Origin of the sequence: Ramlibacter paludis, assembly GCF_022012305.1 — a bacterium.
GTDB classification, from domain to species: Bacteria; Pseudomonadota; Gammaproteobacteria; order Burkholderiales; family Burkholderiaceae_C; genus Ramlibacter; species Ramlibacter paludis.
In genome coordinates, this window is the sequence record NZ_JAKLTM010000001.1 from 197,227 (window position 1) to 211,681 (window position 14,455).

Annotated in this window: 16 protein-coding genes; 7 read left to right on the forward strand and 9 right to left on the reverse strand. The window is 69.9% G+C overall.

Translation table 11 applies throughout. The features are described from left to right. Positions 1-13: 13 nt before the first annotated feature. Positions 14-1,408 (reverse strand): bifunctional UDP-N-acetylglucosamine diphosphorylase/glucosamine-1-phosphate N-acetyltransferase GlmU, encoded by a 1,395-nt coding sequence (gene glmU / locus LZ009_RS00990; RefSeq protein WP_275696013.1) that lies wholly within the window; start codon positions 1,406-1,408, stop codon positions 14-16. An 18-nt stretch (positions 1,409-1,426) separates the two neighbouring features. Here glmU and LZ009_RS00995 point away from each other — a divergent pair, with 18 nt between their 5' ends. Together LZ009_RS00995 and LZ009_RS01000 are read left to right on the forward strand one after the other, a co-directional pair. After that, positions 1,427-2,302, forward strand: coding sequence for a DUF6279 family lipoprotein (locus LZ009_RS00995; RefSeq protein ID WP_275696014.1), 876 nt, complete (start codon positions 1,427-1,429; stop codon positions 2,300-2,302). Further along, complete coding sequence (locus LZ009_RS01000) at positions 2,299-3,411, forward strand: MFS transporter (protein WP_275696015.1); 1,113 nt, start codon at positions 2,299-2,301, stop codon at positions 3,409-3,411. Before LZ009_RS00995 ends, LZ009_RS01000 begins: the two co-directional genes overlap by 4 nt. Positions 3,412-3,414: 3 nt before the next feature. Here LZ009_RS01000 and LZ009_RS01005 read toward each other — a convergent pair whose 3' ends face one another. The 4 genes from LZ009_RS01005 to LZ009_RS01020 form a co-directional block, all read right to left on the reverse strand. Beyond that, positions 3,415-3,717, reverse strand: coding sequence for a hypothetical protein (locus LZ009_RS01005; protein WP_275696016.1), 303 nt, complete (start codon positions 3,715-3,717; stop codon positions 3,415-3,417). 118 nt (positions 3,718-3,835) lie between these two features. Then, complete coding sequence (locus tag LZ009_RS01010) at positions 3,836-4,825, reverse strand: MBL fold metallo-hydrolase (RefSeq protein ID WP_275696017.1); 990 nt, start codon at positions 4,823-4,825, stop codon at positions 3,836-3,838. Positions 4,826-4,870: 45 nt separating this feature from the next. After that, on the reverse strand, positions 4,871-5,401 hold the full coding sequence (locus LZ009_RS01015) for a gluconokinase (protein ID WP_275696018.1): 531 nt from the start codon (positions 5,399-5,401) through the stop codon (positions 4,871-4,873). Further along, positions 5,376-5,861 (reverse strand): DUF2917 domain-containing protein, encoded by a 486-nt coding sequence (locus LZ009_RS01020; RefSeq protein WP_275696019.1) that lies wholly within the window; start codon positions 5,859-5,861, stop codon positions 5,376-5,378. Before LZ009_RS01020 ends, LZ009_RS01015 begins: the two co-directional genes overlap by 26 nt. Before the next feature lie 110 nt (positions 5,862-5,971). Here LZ009_RS01020 and LZ009_RS01025 point away from each other — a divergent pair, with 110 nt between their 5' ends. After that, positions 5,972-6,952 (forward strand): LysR substrate-binding domain-containing protein, encoded by a 981-nt coding sequence (locus tag LZ009_RS01025; RefSeq protein ID WP_275696020.1) that lies wholly within the window; start codon positions 5,972-5,974, stop codon positions 6,950-6,952. 38 nt (positions 6,953-6,990) lie between these two features. Here the strand turns inward: LZ009_RS01025 and LZ009_RS01030 are convergent, their stop codons facing one another. Next, positions 6,991-7,587 (reverse strand): 5-formyltetrahydrofolate cyclo-ligase, encoded by a 597-nt coding sequence (locus tag LZ009_RS01030; protein ID WP_275696021.1) that lies wholly within the window; start codon positions 7,585-7,587, stop codon positions 6,991-6,993. A 9-nt stretch (positions 7,588-7,596) separates the two neighbouring features. Here LZ009_RS01030 and LZ009_RS01035 point away from each other — a divergent pair, with 9 nt between their 5' ends. The 4 genes from LZ009_RS01035 to LZ009_RS01050 all read left to right on the forward strand — a co-directional run bounded on the left by LZ009_RS01035 (position 7,597) and on the right by LZ009_RS01050 (position 12,131). Continuing rightward, positions 7,597-9,591, forward strand: a complete 1,995-nt coding sequence (locus tag LZ009_RS01035; RefSeq protein ID WP_275696022.1) for a lytic transglycosylase domain-containing protein — start codon at positions 7,597-7,599, stop codon at positions 9,589-9,591. Between the two features lie 3 nt (positions 9,592-9,594). Next, entirely contained in the window at positions 9,595-10,083 is a 489-nt protein-coding gene (locus LZ009_RS01040; RefSeq protein ID WP_275696023.1) for an MgtC/SapB family protein, read from the forward strand. Between the two features lie 96 nt (positions 10,084-10,179). Further along, positions 10,180-10,866 carry a glutathione S-transferase family protein gene (locus tag LZ009_RS01045; protein WP_275696024.1) on the forward strand — a complete coding sequence of 229 codons (687 nt, stop codon included), beginning with the start codon at positions 10,180-10,182 and terminating at the stop codon, positions 10,864-10,866. Between the two features lie 35 nt (positions 10,867-10,901). Further along, positions 10,902-12,131 (forward strand): multifunctional CCA addition/repair protein, encoded by a 1,230-nt coding sequence (locus LZ009_RS01050; RefSeq protein ID WP_275696025.1) that lies wholly within the window; start codon positions 10,902-10,904, stop codon positions 12,129-12,131. Between the two features lie 30 nt (positions 12,132-12,161). On the opposite strand, the gene LZ009_RS01055 is transcribed toward LZ009_RS01050, so the two are convergent. From LZ009_RS01055 to LZ009_RS01065, 3 genes are read right to left on the reverse strand one after another with little or no spacing between them, the layout of a single operon-like run. Next, a complete protein-coding gene (locus tag LZ009_RS01055; protein ID WP_275696026.1) occupies positions 12,162-13,085 on the reverse strand; it encodes an ROK family protein in 924 nt (307 codons plus the stop codon). A 9-nt stretch (positions 13,086-13,094) separates the two neighbouring features. Further along, positions 13,095-13,289, reverse strand: coding sequence for a DUF2905 domain-containing protein (locus LZ009_RS01060; RefSeq protein ID WP_275696027.1), 195 nt, complete (start codon positions 13,287-13,289; stop codon positions 13,095-13,097). Positions 13,290-13,299: 10 nt separating this feature from the next. Continuing rightward, positions 13,300-14,430: a Gfo/Idh/MocA family protein gene (locus tag LZ009_RS01065; protein WP_275697090.1), complete on the reverse strand. Its 1,131-nt coding sequence runs from the start codon at positions 14,428-14,430 to the stop codon at positions 13,300-13,302. Positions 14,431-14,455: the final 25 nt, after the last annotated feature.

A 14,455-nucleotide genomic window follows, 5' to 3' on the forward strand; every position in this document is an offset into this window, starting at 1 on the left:
GGATGACAAGCACTCATTTCTTCTTCGGCCGCGCCCAGTTCGGAATGCTCGCCTGCCGCGCCCGCGCCACCGACAGCGCGCCCGCCTCGGTGCTCTTGTTGATCACCGACCCCGCGCCCACCGTGCCGCCCGCGGCCACCGTCACCGGCGCCACCAGCACGCAGTTGCTGCCCACGTGCACGTCGGCCTCGATCACGGTGCGGTGCTTGTTGGCGCCGTCGTAGTTGGCCGTGATGCTGCCGGCGCCGTAGTTCACGCGTTCGCCCACCGTCGCATCGCCCAGGTAGGCCAGGTGGTTCGCCTTGGCACCCTTGGCCAGGGTGGAGTTCTTCACCTCGACGAAGTTGCCGATGTGCACTTCCTGGCCCAGCTTCGCGCCCGGACGCAGCCGTGCGAAGGGACCGATCAGCGCGCCTTCGCCCACTTCCACGCCGGCCTTCTCGCCGTCGATGTGGGTGAAGGGATGGATCACCGCGCCGGCCGCGATGCGCGCATTGGCGATCACGCAGTTGGCGCCTATGCGCACGCCGTCGCCCAGCGCCACCTGGCCTTCGAACAGGCAGTTCACGTCGATCTCCACGTCCTGACCACACTCCAGCGTGCCGCGCAGGTCGAAGCGTGCCGGGTCGGCCAGGCGCACGCCGGCTTCCATCAGGGCCACGGCCTGGCGGCGCTGGAAGGCGCGTTCCAGGTCGGCAAGCTGCAGCGGGCTGTTCACCCCATCCACCTCCACCTGCTCGCCCGCCTTGGCCGCCACGACCTCGGTGCCATCGGCGGCCGCGAAGCCGACGATGTCGGTCAGGTAGTACTCGCCCTGGGCGTTGTCGTTCTTCAGCCGCGCCAGCCAGTCCTTCAGCTTGCGCGCGGGCACCGCCATGAAGCCGGTGTAGACCTCCTTGATCGCGCGCTGCGCATGGCTGGCGTCCTTGTGCTCCACGATCGCCTGCACCGCCTCGCCGCTGCGCACGATGCGGCCGTAGCCGGTGGGGTCGGCCATGTCCACGGTCAGCAGCGCCAGGCGCGTGCCGCCGCACTTGTCCACCAGCGCCTGCAGCGTCTGCGGCCGGATCAGGGGCACGTCGCCGTTCAGGATCAGCGCGATGCCGTCGTCCGGCAGCACCGGCACCACTTGCTGCACCGCGTGGCCGGTCCCGAGCTGGGGCTCCTGCCGCACGAAGTCCGGCGCGGCCCGGCCGGCGCCTTCGGCCGCGCCCTTCAGGTACTGTTCCACGCCCTCGGCGCCATGGCCGGTGATGACGATGACGCGCCGCGCCTGCAGCACCGCCGCCGTGTCCATCACGTGCTGGATCATGGGCCGCCCGCCCACCTTGTGCAGCACCTTGGGCGTGCGGCTTTTCATGCGCGTGCCCTTGCCCGCCGCCATCACCACCACATCGACTGCCGTCATTCGTGTACCTTCCTGCCCATGAAATTGATCGTTGCCCGTACCGCCGGAATTATCCTTGCCTTGGCCGTCGCCATGGGGCTGGCCGCCTGCAGCGCCATCAAATTGGGCTACAGCACGCTGCCGGACCTGGCCTACTGGTGGCTCGACGGCTACGTGGATTTCAACGAAGCCCAGGAGCCGCTCGCGCGGCAGCAACTCGCGCAGTTGCATGCCTGGCATCGCCAGCAGGAGCTGCCCAAGCTGGGGGAACTGCTGGCGCGGCTGGAACAGATGACGCCCGGCAGCATCAGCGCAGCGCAGGCGTGCACCGTGGTCGCCGACGTGCAGGCCCGCATGGACGTGGTCGCCACCCGCGCCGAACCCGCCATCGTCGGCCTCGCCTCCCTGCTCACGCCCAAGCAGCTGCGCCACCTGGAGCGCAAGTACCGCAGCAACAACGATGCCTACCGCAAGGACTGGATCGCCGTGTCCGCGGATGAGCGCAAGGACAAGCGCTACGACCAGATGCTGGAACGCATCGAGACGATCTACGGCAGCCTCGACGCCCCGCAGCGCGCGGTGCTGCGGCAAGGCATCGCGCAGTCGATGTTCGACCCGCAGCGCGTCCTGGCGGAGCGCCAGCGGCGCCAGCAGGACCTGCTGCAGACGCTGCGCCGGATGATGGAGCCCTCGACCGGCACCGAGGCCGCACGCACCCTGCTGCACGCCCATCTCGAGCGCGTGATGCACTCGCCCGACCTCGCCTACCGCGCCTGGCAGGACGCGCTGGTGCAGGAAGGCTGCCGCATCTTTTCCGCAGTGCACGAAAGCACGACGGCCGCGCAGCGCCAGCAGGCCGTGCGCCGCCTGCGCGCCTACCAGCGCGACCTGCGGGAACTGTCGGGGACGCATTGAGCCTGATCTGGCGGCTGGGCGCCGCCACCACGCTGATCCTCATGGCTTTCGCCATGGCCGGCCCCGTGCTGGCCGTGCAGCTGCAACGCGCGGGGCATGGCCCGGCCACCATCGGCGCCTTCGCCATGCTGCCCTTCCTGCTGATCGGCCTCCTGATGCCGGTCGTGCCGCGCGTGATCGGCCGGTTCGGGCTGGTGCGCACTTACCGCGCGGGTGCGCTGCTGCAACTCCTCGGCGCGGTCGGCTACGCATTGGGCAACGGCCTGGCCGCCTGGAGCGCCGGCGCCCTGCTGACCGGCCTGGGCGCTTCGCTGCTGTGGAATGCGACGGAGACCTTGCTGACGCAGGAAGCGCCGCCGGCCACGCGCGGGCGCGTCATGGGCGCCTACCAGACCGCGCTGGGCGCGGCCCTCGCGCTCGGACCTTTCCTGCCGGCGCTGCTGCAGCTGAAAGCGCGCAGCGCGCTCTGGCTGGGCGCCGCGCTGGTCGCGGCTTGCGTGCTGGTGGCGCTCAGTGCCCGCAGCAAAGCAGTGGCCACACCGGCCGCGAGCGCCGCCTCGGGTACCTGGCAGGCCTTGCGCGCCGTGCCCTGGCTGGCCGCGCTGGCCTTCGCCGGCGGCGTCTTCGAAGCGGGCCTGAGCGCCATCACGACGGCCCACGCGTCCTCGCTGGGCATGGACTTGCGCACGGCCACCAGCGTGGCGGGCGCGATCGGCGTCGGCAGCTTCCTGTTCCAGTATCCGGCGGGCTGGGCCGCGGACCACATGCCGGTGCGGCGCGTCTTCACCTTCGCTTCGCTGGTGCTGGTGGTGGCCAGCGTCGCCATCGCCTTCGCGGGCGAAGCGCCCTGGCTGCTGTGGGTGTGCGGCCTGCTGTGGGGCGGGGTCGGCGGCGCGCTCTACACGCTGGCGATCATCCAGGTGGCGCACGCCTTCGACGGCCGCGCGACCGCGGGCGCAGCCGCGGCGGCGATCACCGGCTACACCTGGGGCGGCACGCTGGGGCCGCTCGCAAGCGGCTGGACGCTGCAGGCCGCCGGCCTCACGGGCCTGGCGGCGTGGCTGCTGCTGATGGCGCTGGGCGCGCTGCTGGCGGCGCGCCGGGCCTGAGGCTTACTTCTCGCCCTTGGAGTGCGAACGCCCTTCGCGCTCGGCCTGCTCCAGGTCGCGCGCTTCCGATTCGGAGCGCGGCTTGGCGTTCTCGGCATCGGCGGACACGTCGGCCTTGTCGAGGTAGTCCTTGATGTTCTTCTGGTAGTCGCGGGTGGCCGTGTAGCTGCCTTCGCCTTCGACCTGGCCGCCCTGGGCCTGGCCGCGCTGCTGGAAATCGGTGGCGCCGGCGCGCTGCTGCTGGGGGTCGCTGTCGCGCGCGGGCTGCTGCTGGAGGGTGCGGGGGGTGGACTTGTCGTCGGACATCGGGGCGTCTCCTGTGGGTGCCGCTGCACAGCTTAGGAAAGCTGGTGCGCGGCAGGTGTCGTCCGCCGGGGTTCGGATGTGTCAGCGGGCGCCTACGCCCGCCGCGAACGCGCCACGCTCAAGCCTGCAGCGACGCCCACATCTCCTTGTCGCGCTCCGCCGTCCACACGCGCGGCACCTTCATGCCGCGCGCTTCGTCGTAGGCGCGGCTGACGTCGAAGGGCAGGCAGTGTTCGTAGATGAAGACCTGGCCGAAGATCGGGTCCATGGACTTGCGCGTGTGCGCCATTGCCGCCTTCAGGTCCATGTTCTGCTCCGCCGCCTCGCGGGCGCAGCGGTACAGCGTCTCCACCCAGCGCTGCGTGTAGTCGAGCGCCTGGTTGACCGCTGCATTTCCCTTCATCGCTTCGCCGCGGCCGGGCACGATCGCTTCGGCCTTCAGCGCGCGCAGCGCGGCCAGCGTGGCCGGCCACTCCTGCAGGTGGGCGTCGCCGGTGTAGACGCCGGCGTTGTATTCCACCAGGTCGCCGGAGAACAGCACCTTCTCTTCTTCCACCCAGGCAATGGTGTCGCCGCGCGTGTGGCCGTTGCCGGGCGACCAGATCTGCACCTTCACGCCGCCGAGGTCGACGGTCAGCTTGCCGGGCACTTCGCCGATGTTCGGGTTGCCGCCGCCGATCACGAGCGTCGGCCAGGTCAGGCCCGGGATCTCCTCGGCATTGCGGAACAGGCGCGGAAAGCGGTCCATCTCGGACTGCATGTCTTCCTTGCCGCGCTCCACGATCAGTTCCTGCGTGCCCTGGCTGGCGATCACCTCGGTGGCGCCCTCGGCCACGAAGGCGCTGGCGCCCAGCACGCGCACCGCGTGGTAGTGCGTCAGCAGCACGTACTTGATCGGCTTGTCGCTCACCTGGCGGATGCGCTGGATCAGGTCGCGCGCCATCGAGGGCGTCGCGGTGGCGTCGCTGACCATCACGAACTTGTCGCCGATGATCACGCCGGAATTCGGGTCGCCTTCGGCGGTGTACGCCCAGCAATGCGCGGACAGCTGCTCGAAGGTGATTTTCTTGTCGGCCAGGTCGGCCTGGCTCGCGAAGGCTTTGGACATCGGGACTCCTGCGGATAGGGCCCGATTTTAACTAATCGAAACGCATTACGGATTGTTGAACGGCTGCCGCGCCCAGCGCGCCGCGCCGTCGACCACGCGATCGATGTGCGCGGTGGCGTCGGCCGCCAGCACGCCCGGCTCCGACGAAGGATCCTCCAGCGCCTCGAACTGGCTCGCGACCAGGCTGGGCGGATAGAAGTGGTCGGTGCGGGAAGCCACGCGCTCGAGCGCCTGGTGCTCGGTCAGGGCGAGGTGCAGGAAGCGCAGATTGGGAACGGCGCCACGCAAGGCGTTGCGGTAGGACCGCTTGAGCGCGGAGCAGGTGAGCACCGCACCGCCCGGCTGGGCGCGCAGTGCATCGGCGAGTTTCTGCAGCCATTCGGCGCGATCGACGTCGGTGAGCGGAATGCCCTGCCGCATCTTCTCGATGTTGCCGGCCGGATGGAAGTCGTCGCCTTCCACCAGCGGCAACTGCAGTTGCGCCGCGAGGCGCGCGCCGACCAGCGACTTGCCGCAGCCGGCGACGCCCATGACGACGATGAAGAGCGGGTCAGCGGGCGGGGCAGGCTTGGCCATGCCGGCCATTATGGGTGGCCGGCAGCGCCTGGCGGGCGAGCACCATCACCAGACGACGCAAGGCGTCGCCCGCCAGCACCAGCGCGGTGCGCAGGTCCGCCAGCGGCAGCAGGGCCGCGGCGAAGTCCACGCGCCGGCGCGGCGCCTTCACCTTGATCGGTTCGAACACGGGGTCCCAGCTGAAATAACTGGGGCCGGTTGCGTTCCAGGCTTCGATCACCACGCGCTGGCCGGGACGCACCCACATCGAGCGCCCGAGTTCCAGGATGTGGTCGCCGGAATCCGTGGGCGTGACGCCGTGCGGCCCGTCCACCGTGGCCCACACGCGGCCGTGGGCGATGCGCAGGATGCCGTTGGTGCGCGGCTGCAAGGTCAGGGCGCGTCCTTTCGCCAGCTTCCAGGTGCCCGGCAGGGCCGGGGCGGCGGCGGGCAACAGGAAATTGGCGTAAGGGGCGTTCATGGCGGGCTCCTGGGTGATCTTGTTTCGGCATTGAATGATCTTTCACGGATGCTTGGCGGTCCAATGAAATGCGGCTAGGCTATTGATTCCCGAATCGCATCAATGCCCGCATGCAGCATTCCCAGACCCACCTGCGCACCCGGCCCATTTCGGCCGGCCACCTGCGCGCCTTCGAGGCCGTCGCCCGGCACCTGAACTTCCGCGCCGCCGCCGAGGAAATGGCGCTCACCCAGTCGGCCGTCAGCCGCCAGATCCAGTCGCTGGAGGAAGAAGTGGGGGTGGGCCTCTTCCTGCGCCACACGCGCGCGGTGGAACTCACGAGCGCCGGCGCGCTGCTGCTGATGGCGGTGTCGCAGTCGCTGCCGCGCATCGACAACGCGGTGCGGCAGATCCGCCAGAGCGCCGGGCGGCGCAGCGTGGCGCTGACCACCTTCGCCTCGTTCGCCTCGATGTGGCTGATCCCGCGCATGGAGCAGTTCCAGCGCGACAACCCCGAGATCGACATCCGCATCGATGCGTCGGATGGCGCGATGGACCTCGATGTCGCGGACGTCGACCTCGCCCTGCGCTACGGGCCGATGGCCAACATGCCGCCGAACGCGGTGCGCCTGTTCGGCGAGCAGCTCACGCCGGTGGTGAGCCCGTGGCTGCTGAAGAACGGCACGCTGGCCAAGCCCGCGGACGCCGCGCAGTTCACGCTGATCGAAGCCGGCGACGCCCACCAGACGCACCTGGAGTGGCTGACGTGGCGGCGCTGGTTCGACGAGCACGGCCTGGCCAAGCTGCAGCCCAAGCGCTGGCTTTACTTCAATTACGCCTACCAGATGGTGCAGGCGGCGCTGGCGGGGCAAGGCGTGGTGCTGGCGCGCCTGCCGCTGGTGGCCGAGAGCCTGGCGAACGGCGACCTGGTCGAGCCCTTGCCCCGGCTAAGGATGGATTCCCCGATGGCCTACTGGCTGATCGTGGGCCCGCGCAGCGCGCAGCGGCCGGAAATCAAGGCCTTCTGCGAATGGCTGCTGCAGCAAAGCCGGATCACGCGCCAGACGATCGGCGAGGTGCCGGATCCGGATACGGTGGACCACCTGGATTGACCCGGCGCCGATCCTTGTCATTGCGGGCTCGACAAGTGCTAACCCCCCAGCGAAATCGGCCAGACCACGCCCAATTCATTCAGCAACGCATCCAGCGGCACGTCGTGCGCCTCCGGCTCCAGGTCGGGCAGGAAGCCGTTCGCGAAGCCCAGGCCGACCGTGTAGGGCGCCGGTTGCAGCTTCGCCAGCGTGCGGTCGTAGAAGCCGCCGCCGTAGCCAAGCCGGAAGCCGCCCGGTGCATAGCCGACGCAGGGCACGAACAGCAGCGTGGGGGTCACCACCTCGGTGTCCTTCGGCTTCGGAATGCCATAGGCGTCCTCTTCCATCGGGCAGCCGGGGAACCAAGCGTGGAACTTCAGCGTCTGATTCACCTTGTCCACCACCGGCAGGCCGATCCGGCGCGGCTGCGGTTCGTCCAGCAGTTCGCCGTCTTCCTTCCAGCGGTGCAGCGCGGGCAGCGGATCGAACTCGCCCTTGATCGGCCAGTAGGCGCCGATCACGGTGTCGGGCCGGTTCACCAGCCAGATGCGCATGACGCGCTGGAGCAGGTCGGCACGGTGTAGGCGGTCCGGCATGTTCAGGCGTTGCTCGATGAGAGCCTTGCGCAAAGCCTTTTTTTCTTCCGACCTGTCCATAATTCCCCGATGAAGTTGAGAACGATTCTGGCATCCTTCGGCGCCCTGCTCGTCGCCAGCGCCTGCCAGGCGCAACCCAAGGATGAGGTGCTGCTGGACATGGCCCAGGCCTTCCGGCAGACCAACAAAGCCAGGCTGGCTCAGCTGTTGCCTGCCGCCCAGGGCCACGTCCTCGAGCCCTGGGCCGCCTATTGGGAGCTGCGCGCCCGCCTGGACACCGCCTCCAGCTCGGAGGTGCAGGCATTCTTCACCCGTTACGCCGGAACCTACCAGGAAGATCGCCTCCGCGCCGACTGGCTGATGCAGCTCGGCCAGCGCCGGGAATGGGAGGCCTTTGCCGACAACTACGCCCGCTACCGCATGCGCGACGAGCGCGAGCTGCGCTGCTACAACCTGCTGGTCACCTTCCTGCGCGAAGGCCCGAACGCGCCGCCCACGCTGGCCGACGAGGTGCGCCGCAACTGGCTGGCGCAGCGCGAGCTGGACGACGGCTGCACCACCGCCGCCAGCCGCCTGATCGACGAGAAGAACGGCCCGAACCGCCTGACCGCCGCCGACGCCTGGCGCAAGGCGCGCCAGTCCATCGAGGCCAACCGCCCGCGGGCGGCGATCGCCGCCGTCGAGATGGTGAACCCCGATGCCGTGCCCGCGGTCACCGAACTCAACGCCAATCCCACGCGCTTCCTCACCAGCAAGGTGGTTGCCGCCTCGCGCGTGCGGCGGGAAGTGATCGGACTGGCGCTGATCAAGCTCGCCACCAGCGACATCGACAGCGCCGCGCGCATGCTCGATGCCAAGTGGGGCCCGCAATTCAGCGCCGAGGAGCGCGACTGGATCTGGGGTGTCATCGGGCGCCAGGCCGCCACCAAGCTGATGCCCGAGGCGCAGGGCTACTTCGCCCGCGTCACGCGCGACAGCAACCTGAGCGACGAGCTGCTGGCCTGGAAGGTCCGCGCCGCGCTGCGCGCGGACAAGGGCCCGGACTGGCGCACCATCCTGCCGGCCATCACCGCGATGAGCGACGAAGCCAAGGCGGATCCCACCTGGACCTACTGGCGCGCCCGCGCGCTGCTGGCCACCGGCAACACCGAAGCGCATCGCGCGGAGGCGCAGAAGCTGCTGGAAGCCATCGCCTCGCCGCGCGGCTTCTACGAGCAGCTCGCGCTGGAGGAACTGGGCCAGCGGATCACGCTGCCGCCGGACCCGCTGCCGCCCACCGAAACCGAGAAGCAGGCCGCGCGCCAGAACCCGGGCCTGCAGCGCGCGCTGTATGCCATCGCGATCGGCCTGCGGCCGGAAGGCACGCGCGAGTGGAACTACACCACCAACCTGCACGCCAACGGCGGCCTCGCCGAGCGCGAGCTGCTGGCCGCCGCGCAGCTGGCCTGCGACCGCGAGGTGTGGGACCGCTGCATCAACACCAGCGAGCGCACCAAGGCGGAGTTCGACGCCGACACGCGCTTCCCCATGCCTTTCCGCGACAGCGTGGTCAAGCGCAGCAAGGAAATCGGCCTGGACCCAGCCTACGTCTACGGGCTCATGCGGCAGGAAAGCCGCTTCGTGATGGACGCCAAGTCCACCGTCGGCGCGGCCGGCCTGATGCAGGTGATGCCCGCCACCGCGCGCTGGACCGCGAAAAAGCTGGGCATGACGAACTTCACCGTCGACCAGCTGCACGAGCGCGACACCAACATCGCCATCGGCACGGGCTACCTCAAGCTGGTGCTGGACGACTTCGGCGGCTCCATGCCGATGGCCGCCGCGGCCTACAACGCCGGGCCTGGGCGCCCGCGCGCCTGGCGCAACGGCCCGGTGATGGAAGGCGCGGCCTGGGCCGAGACGGTGCCCTTCACCGAGACGCGCGACTACGTGAAGAAGGTGGTGAGCAACGCCACCGTCTACGCGGCGATCCTCACCGGCCAGCCGCAATCGCTGAAGGCGCGCCTGGCCACCATCGGTCCGCGCGAAGCTTCGCAGCCCGGGCCCAACGGCGACCTGCCCTGACGCATGGCGTGGCAGACCATCACGAGCACGGTCGCGTCCGAGTTCTCGGACCTGGCGGACCTGGAGCAGTTGACGCGCACCGTGCTGCGGCTGGTGCTGGCCGCCCTCCTCGGCGGCTGCCTGGGCTGGCAGCGCGAGCGTGACGGCCAGGAGGCCGGGATCCGCACGCACATGCTGGTGGCGGCGAGCTCGGCGCTGTTCCTGCTGGTGCCGCAGCAGATGGGCATGGGCGACGACGGCACCAGCCGCGTGCTGCAAGGACTGCTGGCCGGCGTCGGCTTCATCTGCGCCGGCTCCATCCTGAAGGTCCCCGAGGCGCAGCGCGTCCATGGCCTCACCACCGCCGCCGGGATCTGGATGACGGCCGCCATCGGCGTGGCCGCCGGCCTGGGGCGCGAAATGACGGCGGTCTTCAGCACCTTGCTGGTGCTGGCCATCTTCCTGCTGGAAAAGCCCTTGAACCGGATGGGCGCGCGCCGGCCCCGGCCCTGACCGCGCGGCCGGGCATCAATCCCGGCCGCGGATTGCATCAATGGCCGCCGCCGGCGCGGCTAGCATCGCGGCCATCGCAGCAGCAACGGAGGCACCATGCTCACCCTCTACATCGGCAACAAGAACTATTCGTCCTGGTCCATGCGGCCCTGGGTCCTGCTGAAGCAGGCCGGCATTCCCTTCCACGAGAAGATGGTCCGCTTCGACTCGTTCAACGCGCCCGATTCCGAGTTCAAGCGCGAGATCCTCAAGGTCAACCCGGTCGGCCGGGTGCCGGTGCTGGTGGACGAAGGCTTTGCCGTGTGGGATTCGCTGGCGATCGCCGAATACGTCGCCGAGAAATTCCCGGACAGGAAGCTCTGGCCCGCCGATCCGCAGGCACGCGCCCGCGCACGCAGCGTCTGCGCCGAAATGCATTCGGGCTTCTCGTCGCTGCGCAACCACTGCCCCATGAACATCGAGGCGCAGCTGCCGCAGGTCGGCGCGCTGGTGTGGCGCGACCAGGCGGGCGTGCGTTCCGATGTCGAGCGCATCGTCGGCATGTGGAGCGGCCTGCTGGAAACGTACAAGGGTCCCATGCTGTTCGGCGAATTCAGCGTCGCCGACGCCTTCTTCGCGCCGGTGTGCTTCCGCATCCGCAACTACGCGCTGCCGGTGCCCGGCGTCATCACCGACTACGTGCGCCGCGTCTGCGCGCTGCCGGGGGTGAAGGCCTGGGTGGACGAGGCGCTGGAGGAGCGCGATTTCGTGGCGTTCGACGAGCCGTACCGCACCTCACGCTGAGGCAAGCGCAGTTTGCGGCGGCTAAACTCGCCGCCATGCAAACGTATCGGGTCGGTGGCGCGGTTCGCGACGCCCTGCTGGGGCGGGACGTGCACGACCACGACTGGGTGGTGGTGGGCGCGACACCCGAGCAGATGATGGACGCCGGCTTCCTGCCGATCGGCAAGGACTTCCCGGTCTTCCTGCACCCCGAAACCCGCGAGGAATACGCGCTGGCCCGCACCGAGCGCAAGACCGCGCGCGGCTACCACGGCTTCGCCTTCCGCGCCGCGCCGGACGTCACGCTGGAGCAGGACCTGGCCCGGCGCGACCTCACCATCAACGCGATGGCGCAGGACGAGCAAGGCCGCATCATCGATCCCTTCAACGGCCGGGCCGACCTGGAAGCGCGCGTGCTGCGCCACGTGACCGAGGCCTTCCGCGAGGACCCGGTGCGCATCCTGCGCGTGGCGCGCTTCGCGGCGCGCTTCGCCGACTTCAGCCTGGCGCCGGAAACGCTGGCGCTGATGCGCGGCATGGTGGCCGATGGCGAGGTCGACGCACTGGTGCCGGAGCGCGTCTGGCAGGAGCTCGCGCGCGGCCTGATGGAAGCGCGGCCCTCGCGCATGTTCGAGATGCTGCGCGAATGCGGAGCGCTCGCCCGCATCCTGCCCGAGGTCGATCGCCTGTGGGGCGTGCCGCAGCGCGCGGACTACCACCCCGAAGTCGACACCGGCGTGCACCTGATGATGGTGCTGGACATGAGCGCACGCCTCGCAGCGCCGCTCACGGTGCGCTTCGCCTGCCTCACGCACGACCTGGGCAAAGGCACCACGCCGGAAGAGATCCTGCCAAAACACATCGGCCACGAGCAGCGCAGCGCGCATCTGCTGAAGGATGTGTGCGAGCGCCTGCGCGTACCGACCGATTGCCGCGAACTGGCGAAGGTCGTGGCGTACGAACACGGCAACATCCACCGCTGCGAGGAGTTCGGCGCAGCGGCGCTGGTGCGTCTGCTCGAGCGCTGCGACGCCTTCCGCAAGCCGCAGCGCTTCGAGGAAGTGCTGCTGGCCTGCGAATGCGATGCGCGCGGCCGGCTGGGGCTGGAGGAGCGGGCGTACCCGCAGCGGGACCGCCTGCTGTTCGTGCTGGCCGCCGCCCGTTCGGTGGACACGGCCGTCCTGGCCGCGCAGGCGCGCGAGCAGGGCTCGAGCGGCGAAGAGATCGGCGCGCGCATCCACAAGGTGCGCACCGAGGTCGTGGCGGATCGCTTGCGTGCCCTGTAGGGGGGTTCGCGCCAGCGACCCCAACGCCCATCACACCAGCAGCGCCAGCGCCGCGTAATCCCCCACCTTGTCCCCCAGGCCCGCCGGCACGAGCTCGCAGCCATCCGTCAACGCCGGCAACTTGCCGCGCAGTTGCCCCTGCAGGCGCGGCAGCAGGTAATCGATGTTGTTGCCGAACACGCTGCCGCCCAGGCTGATGCGCTGCAGGTCGAGGATCGCGGTGATGTTGTAGAGCGCGCGGCCCATCACGCGGCACAGCTCGTCCACCGTCTGGATCGCCGCGGCGTCGCCGGCCTTGGCCTTCTGCAGCAGCGTCGCCGCATCGGCGCCGAACCGGCGCGCGACCGCGTTGCCCGCCACCAGCGCCTCGACGTCGCCCACGTTGCCGCAGCCGCACAGCGCCTGGTCGTTGTCGCTCACGAACATGTGGCCGCCGTGGCCGGCATTGCCGTTCTTGCCGCGCAGCACGCGGCCGTCGACGCACAGGCCCATGCCGACGCCGGTGCTCCACGTGACGTAGGCGCAATCGTCGACGCCCTGCAGCGCGCCCCAGCGGCGCTCCGCTTCCAGCGCCGACACCGCGTCGTTCTCCACCCGCACTTCGGCAAAGCGCCGGCGCAGCGGCGCTTCGATGGGTGCGGTGATCCAGTCGTTGGGCAGCCCGCGCGCCGGGCCGGCCAGGCCGCCGCAGATGTTGGGCGTGCTCAGTTCCACCATGCCGTTGCGCAGCACGAAGGGTCCGGCCGACGAGACACCGGCGCGCTGCACCTTGTCGGGCGGCAGGCCGGCTTCGGCGCAGGCTTCGTCGACCATGCGCATCACCTGGCGCGCCAGCGCGTCGTTGGTGCCGGTCTTGATGGTCGGCTCGCTGCGCCTGGCGAGCAGTTCCAGGCCGGCGCCGGTATTCAGGCTGACGGCGACCTTGGTGCCGCCGATGTCGATGCAGGCTTTCATGCGCGGTCCTTACAGCAGCTTCGCCAGCGCCGCGCACGCCAGGCTCAGCAGGACGGTGGTGGTGAGGGGGATGAAGAACTCGCGCCCGAACAGCTTGAAGCGCAGGTCGCCCGGCAGCTTGCCGAAGCCCAGCTTCTGCAGCAGCGGCGTGAACCAGCTGATCAGCATCAGCGCGAGAAAGACGACGATCACCCAGCGAATCATGGGGCCCAGTTTAGGGCAGCGGGGTCCACTTCTGGTTGCTGCGGCTCGACGCCAGCACGGCCCCGATGAAATGCACGCCGCGGGCGCCGTCCTCGACGCCCGGGTAATCGGCCTCCAGCGGATCCGCGGCCACGCCGGCGCCATGCGCGCGGATCGCCGCAGCCACGCCGAGGTAGACGTTGGCAAAGGCTTCGATGAAGCCTTCCGGATGTCCGGGCGGGATGCGCCCCGCGCGCAGCGCCGCCGGGTGCAGCCAGGGTGCACCGCGCGTCAGCACGCGCATCGGGCCTTCGCCGGGAAAGTGCGTCAGGCGGTTCGGCTCTTCCTGCCACCACTCGATCGAGCCGAGCGTGCCCGACACGCGCAGCCGGAATCCGTTCTCGAGCCCGGTGTTGACCTGCGAAGCCACCAGCACGCCGCGCGCGCCGCCTTCGAAGCGCAGCAGCATGCTCGCGTCGTCGTCGACGGTGCGGCCCGGCACGAAGGCGGCGAGGTCCGCGCACAGGCTTTCGAGCTTCAGGCCGGTGACGGTCGCGACCAGGTTCTCGGCATGCGAGCCGATGTCGCCGACCGCGCCGGCGCCGCCGCTTTGCGCCGGGTCGCTGCGCCAGGCGGCCTGCTTGTTGCCTTCGGCTTCCAGCTTCGTCGCCAGCCAGCCCTGGTTGTATTCGACGACGACCTTGCGGATCGCTCCCAGCTCGCCGGCACGCACCATCGCGCGCGCCTGGCGCACCATCGGGTAGCCGGTGTAGTTGTAGGTGACGCCGAAGACGGTGCCCTGCTTGCGCACCGCGGCCACGAGTTCTTCGGCCTGCGCCCCCGTGTGCACCAGCGGCTTGTCGCAGACGACGTGGAAGCCGGCATCGACGAAGGCCTGGGCCACCGGGAAGTGCACGTGATTCGGCGTGACGATGCACACCACGTCGATGCGTTCATCGGGGCGGCGCTTCAGTTCGTCGGCCAGCAGCGACTGCCAGTCGCCGTGGTTGCGGTCGTCGCGCAGACCGAGCTCGCGGCCGGAGGCGAGCGCCTTCTCGCGCGTGGACGACAAGGCGCCCGCGACCAGCTCGTACTGCCCGTCCAGCGCCATCGCCTTGCGGTGCACGGCGCCGATGAAGGCGCCCTGCCCGCCGCCGACCATGGCGTAGCGCAGCTTGCGCGCGGCT

Excerpts from the sequence above, each read along its gene's own strand:
- glmU (WP_275696013.1), bottom strand. The coding sequence starts at position 1,408 with ATGACGGCAGTCGATGTGGTGGTGATGGCGGCGGGCAAGGGCACGCGC.
- LZ009_RS00995 (WP_275696014.1), top strand. The coding sequence starts at position 1,427 with ATGAAATTGATCGTTGCCCGTACCGCCGGAATTATCCTTGCCTTGGCC.
- LZ009_RS01005 (WP_275696016.1), bottom strand. The coding sequence starts at position 3,717 with ATGTCCGACGACAAGTCCACCCCCCGCACCCTCCAGCAGCAGCCCGCG.
- LZ009_RS01010 (WP_275696017.1), bottom strand. The coding sequence starts at position 4,825 with ATGTCCAAAGCCTTCGCGAGCCAGGCCGACCTGGCCGACAAGAAAATC.
- LZ009_RS01015 (WP_275696018.1), bottom strand. The coding sequence starts at position 5,401 with ATGGCCAAGCCTGCCCCGCCCGCTGACCCGCTCTTCATCGTCGTCATG.
- LZ009_RS01020 (WP_275696019.1), bottom strand. The coding sequence starts at position 5,861 with ATGAACGCCCCTTACGCCAATTTCCTGTTGCCCGCCGCCGCCCCGGCC.
- LZ009_RS01025 (WP_275696020.1), top strand. The coding sequence starts at position 5,972 with ATGCAGCATTCCCAGACCCACCTGCGCACCCGGCCCATTTCGGCCGGC.
- LZ009_RS01030 (WP_275696021.1), bottom strand. The coding sequence starts at position 7,587 with ATGGACAGGTCGGAAGAAAAAAAGGCTTTGCGCAAGGCTCTCATCGAG.
- LZ009_RS01035 (WP_275696022.1), top strand. The coding sequence starts at position 7,597 with ATGAAGTTGAGAACGATTCTGGCATCCTTCGGCGCCCTGCTCGTCGCC.
- LZ009_RS01040 (WP_275696023.1), top strand. The coding sequence starts at position 9,595 with ATGGCGTGGCAGACCATCACGAGCACGGTCGCGTCCGAGTTCTCGGAC.
- LZ009_RS01045 (WP_275696024.1), top strand. The coding sequence starts at position 10,180 with ATGCTCACCCTCTACATCGGCAACAAGAACTATTCGTCCTGGTCCATG.
- LZ009_RS01050 (WP_275696025.1), top strand. The coding sequence starts at position 10,902 with ATGCAAACGTATCGGGTCGGTGGCGCGGTTCGCGACGCCCTGCTGGGG.
- LZ009_RS01055 (WP_275696026.1), bottom strand. The coding sequence starts at position 13,085 with ATGAAAGCCTGCATCGACATCGGCGGCACCAAGGTCGCCGTCAGCCTG.
- LZ009_RS01060 (WP_275696027.1), bottom strand. The coding sequence starts at position 13,289 with ATGATTCGCTGGGTGATCGTCGTCTTTCTCGCGCTGATGCTGATCAGC.
- LZ009_RS01065 (WP_275697090.1), bottom strand. The coding sequence starts at position 14,430 with ATGGTCGGCGGCGGGCAGGGCGCCTTCATCGGCGCCGTGCACCGCAAG.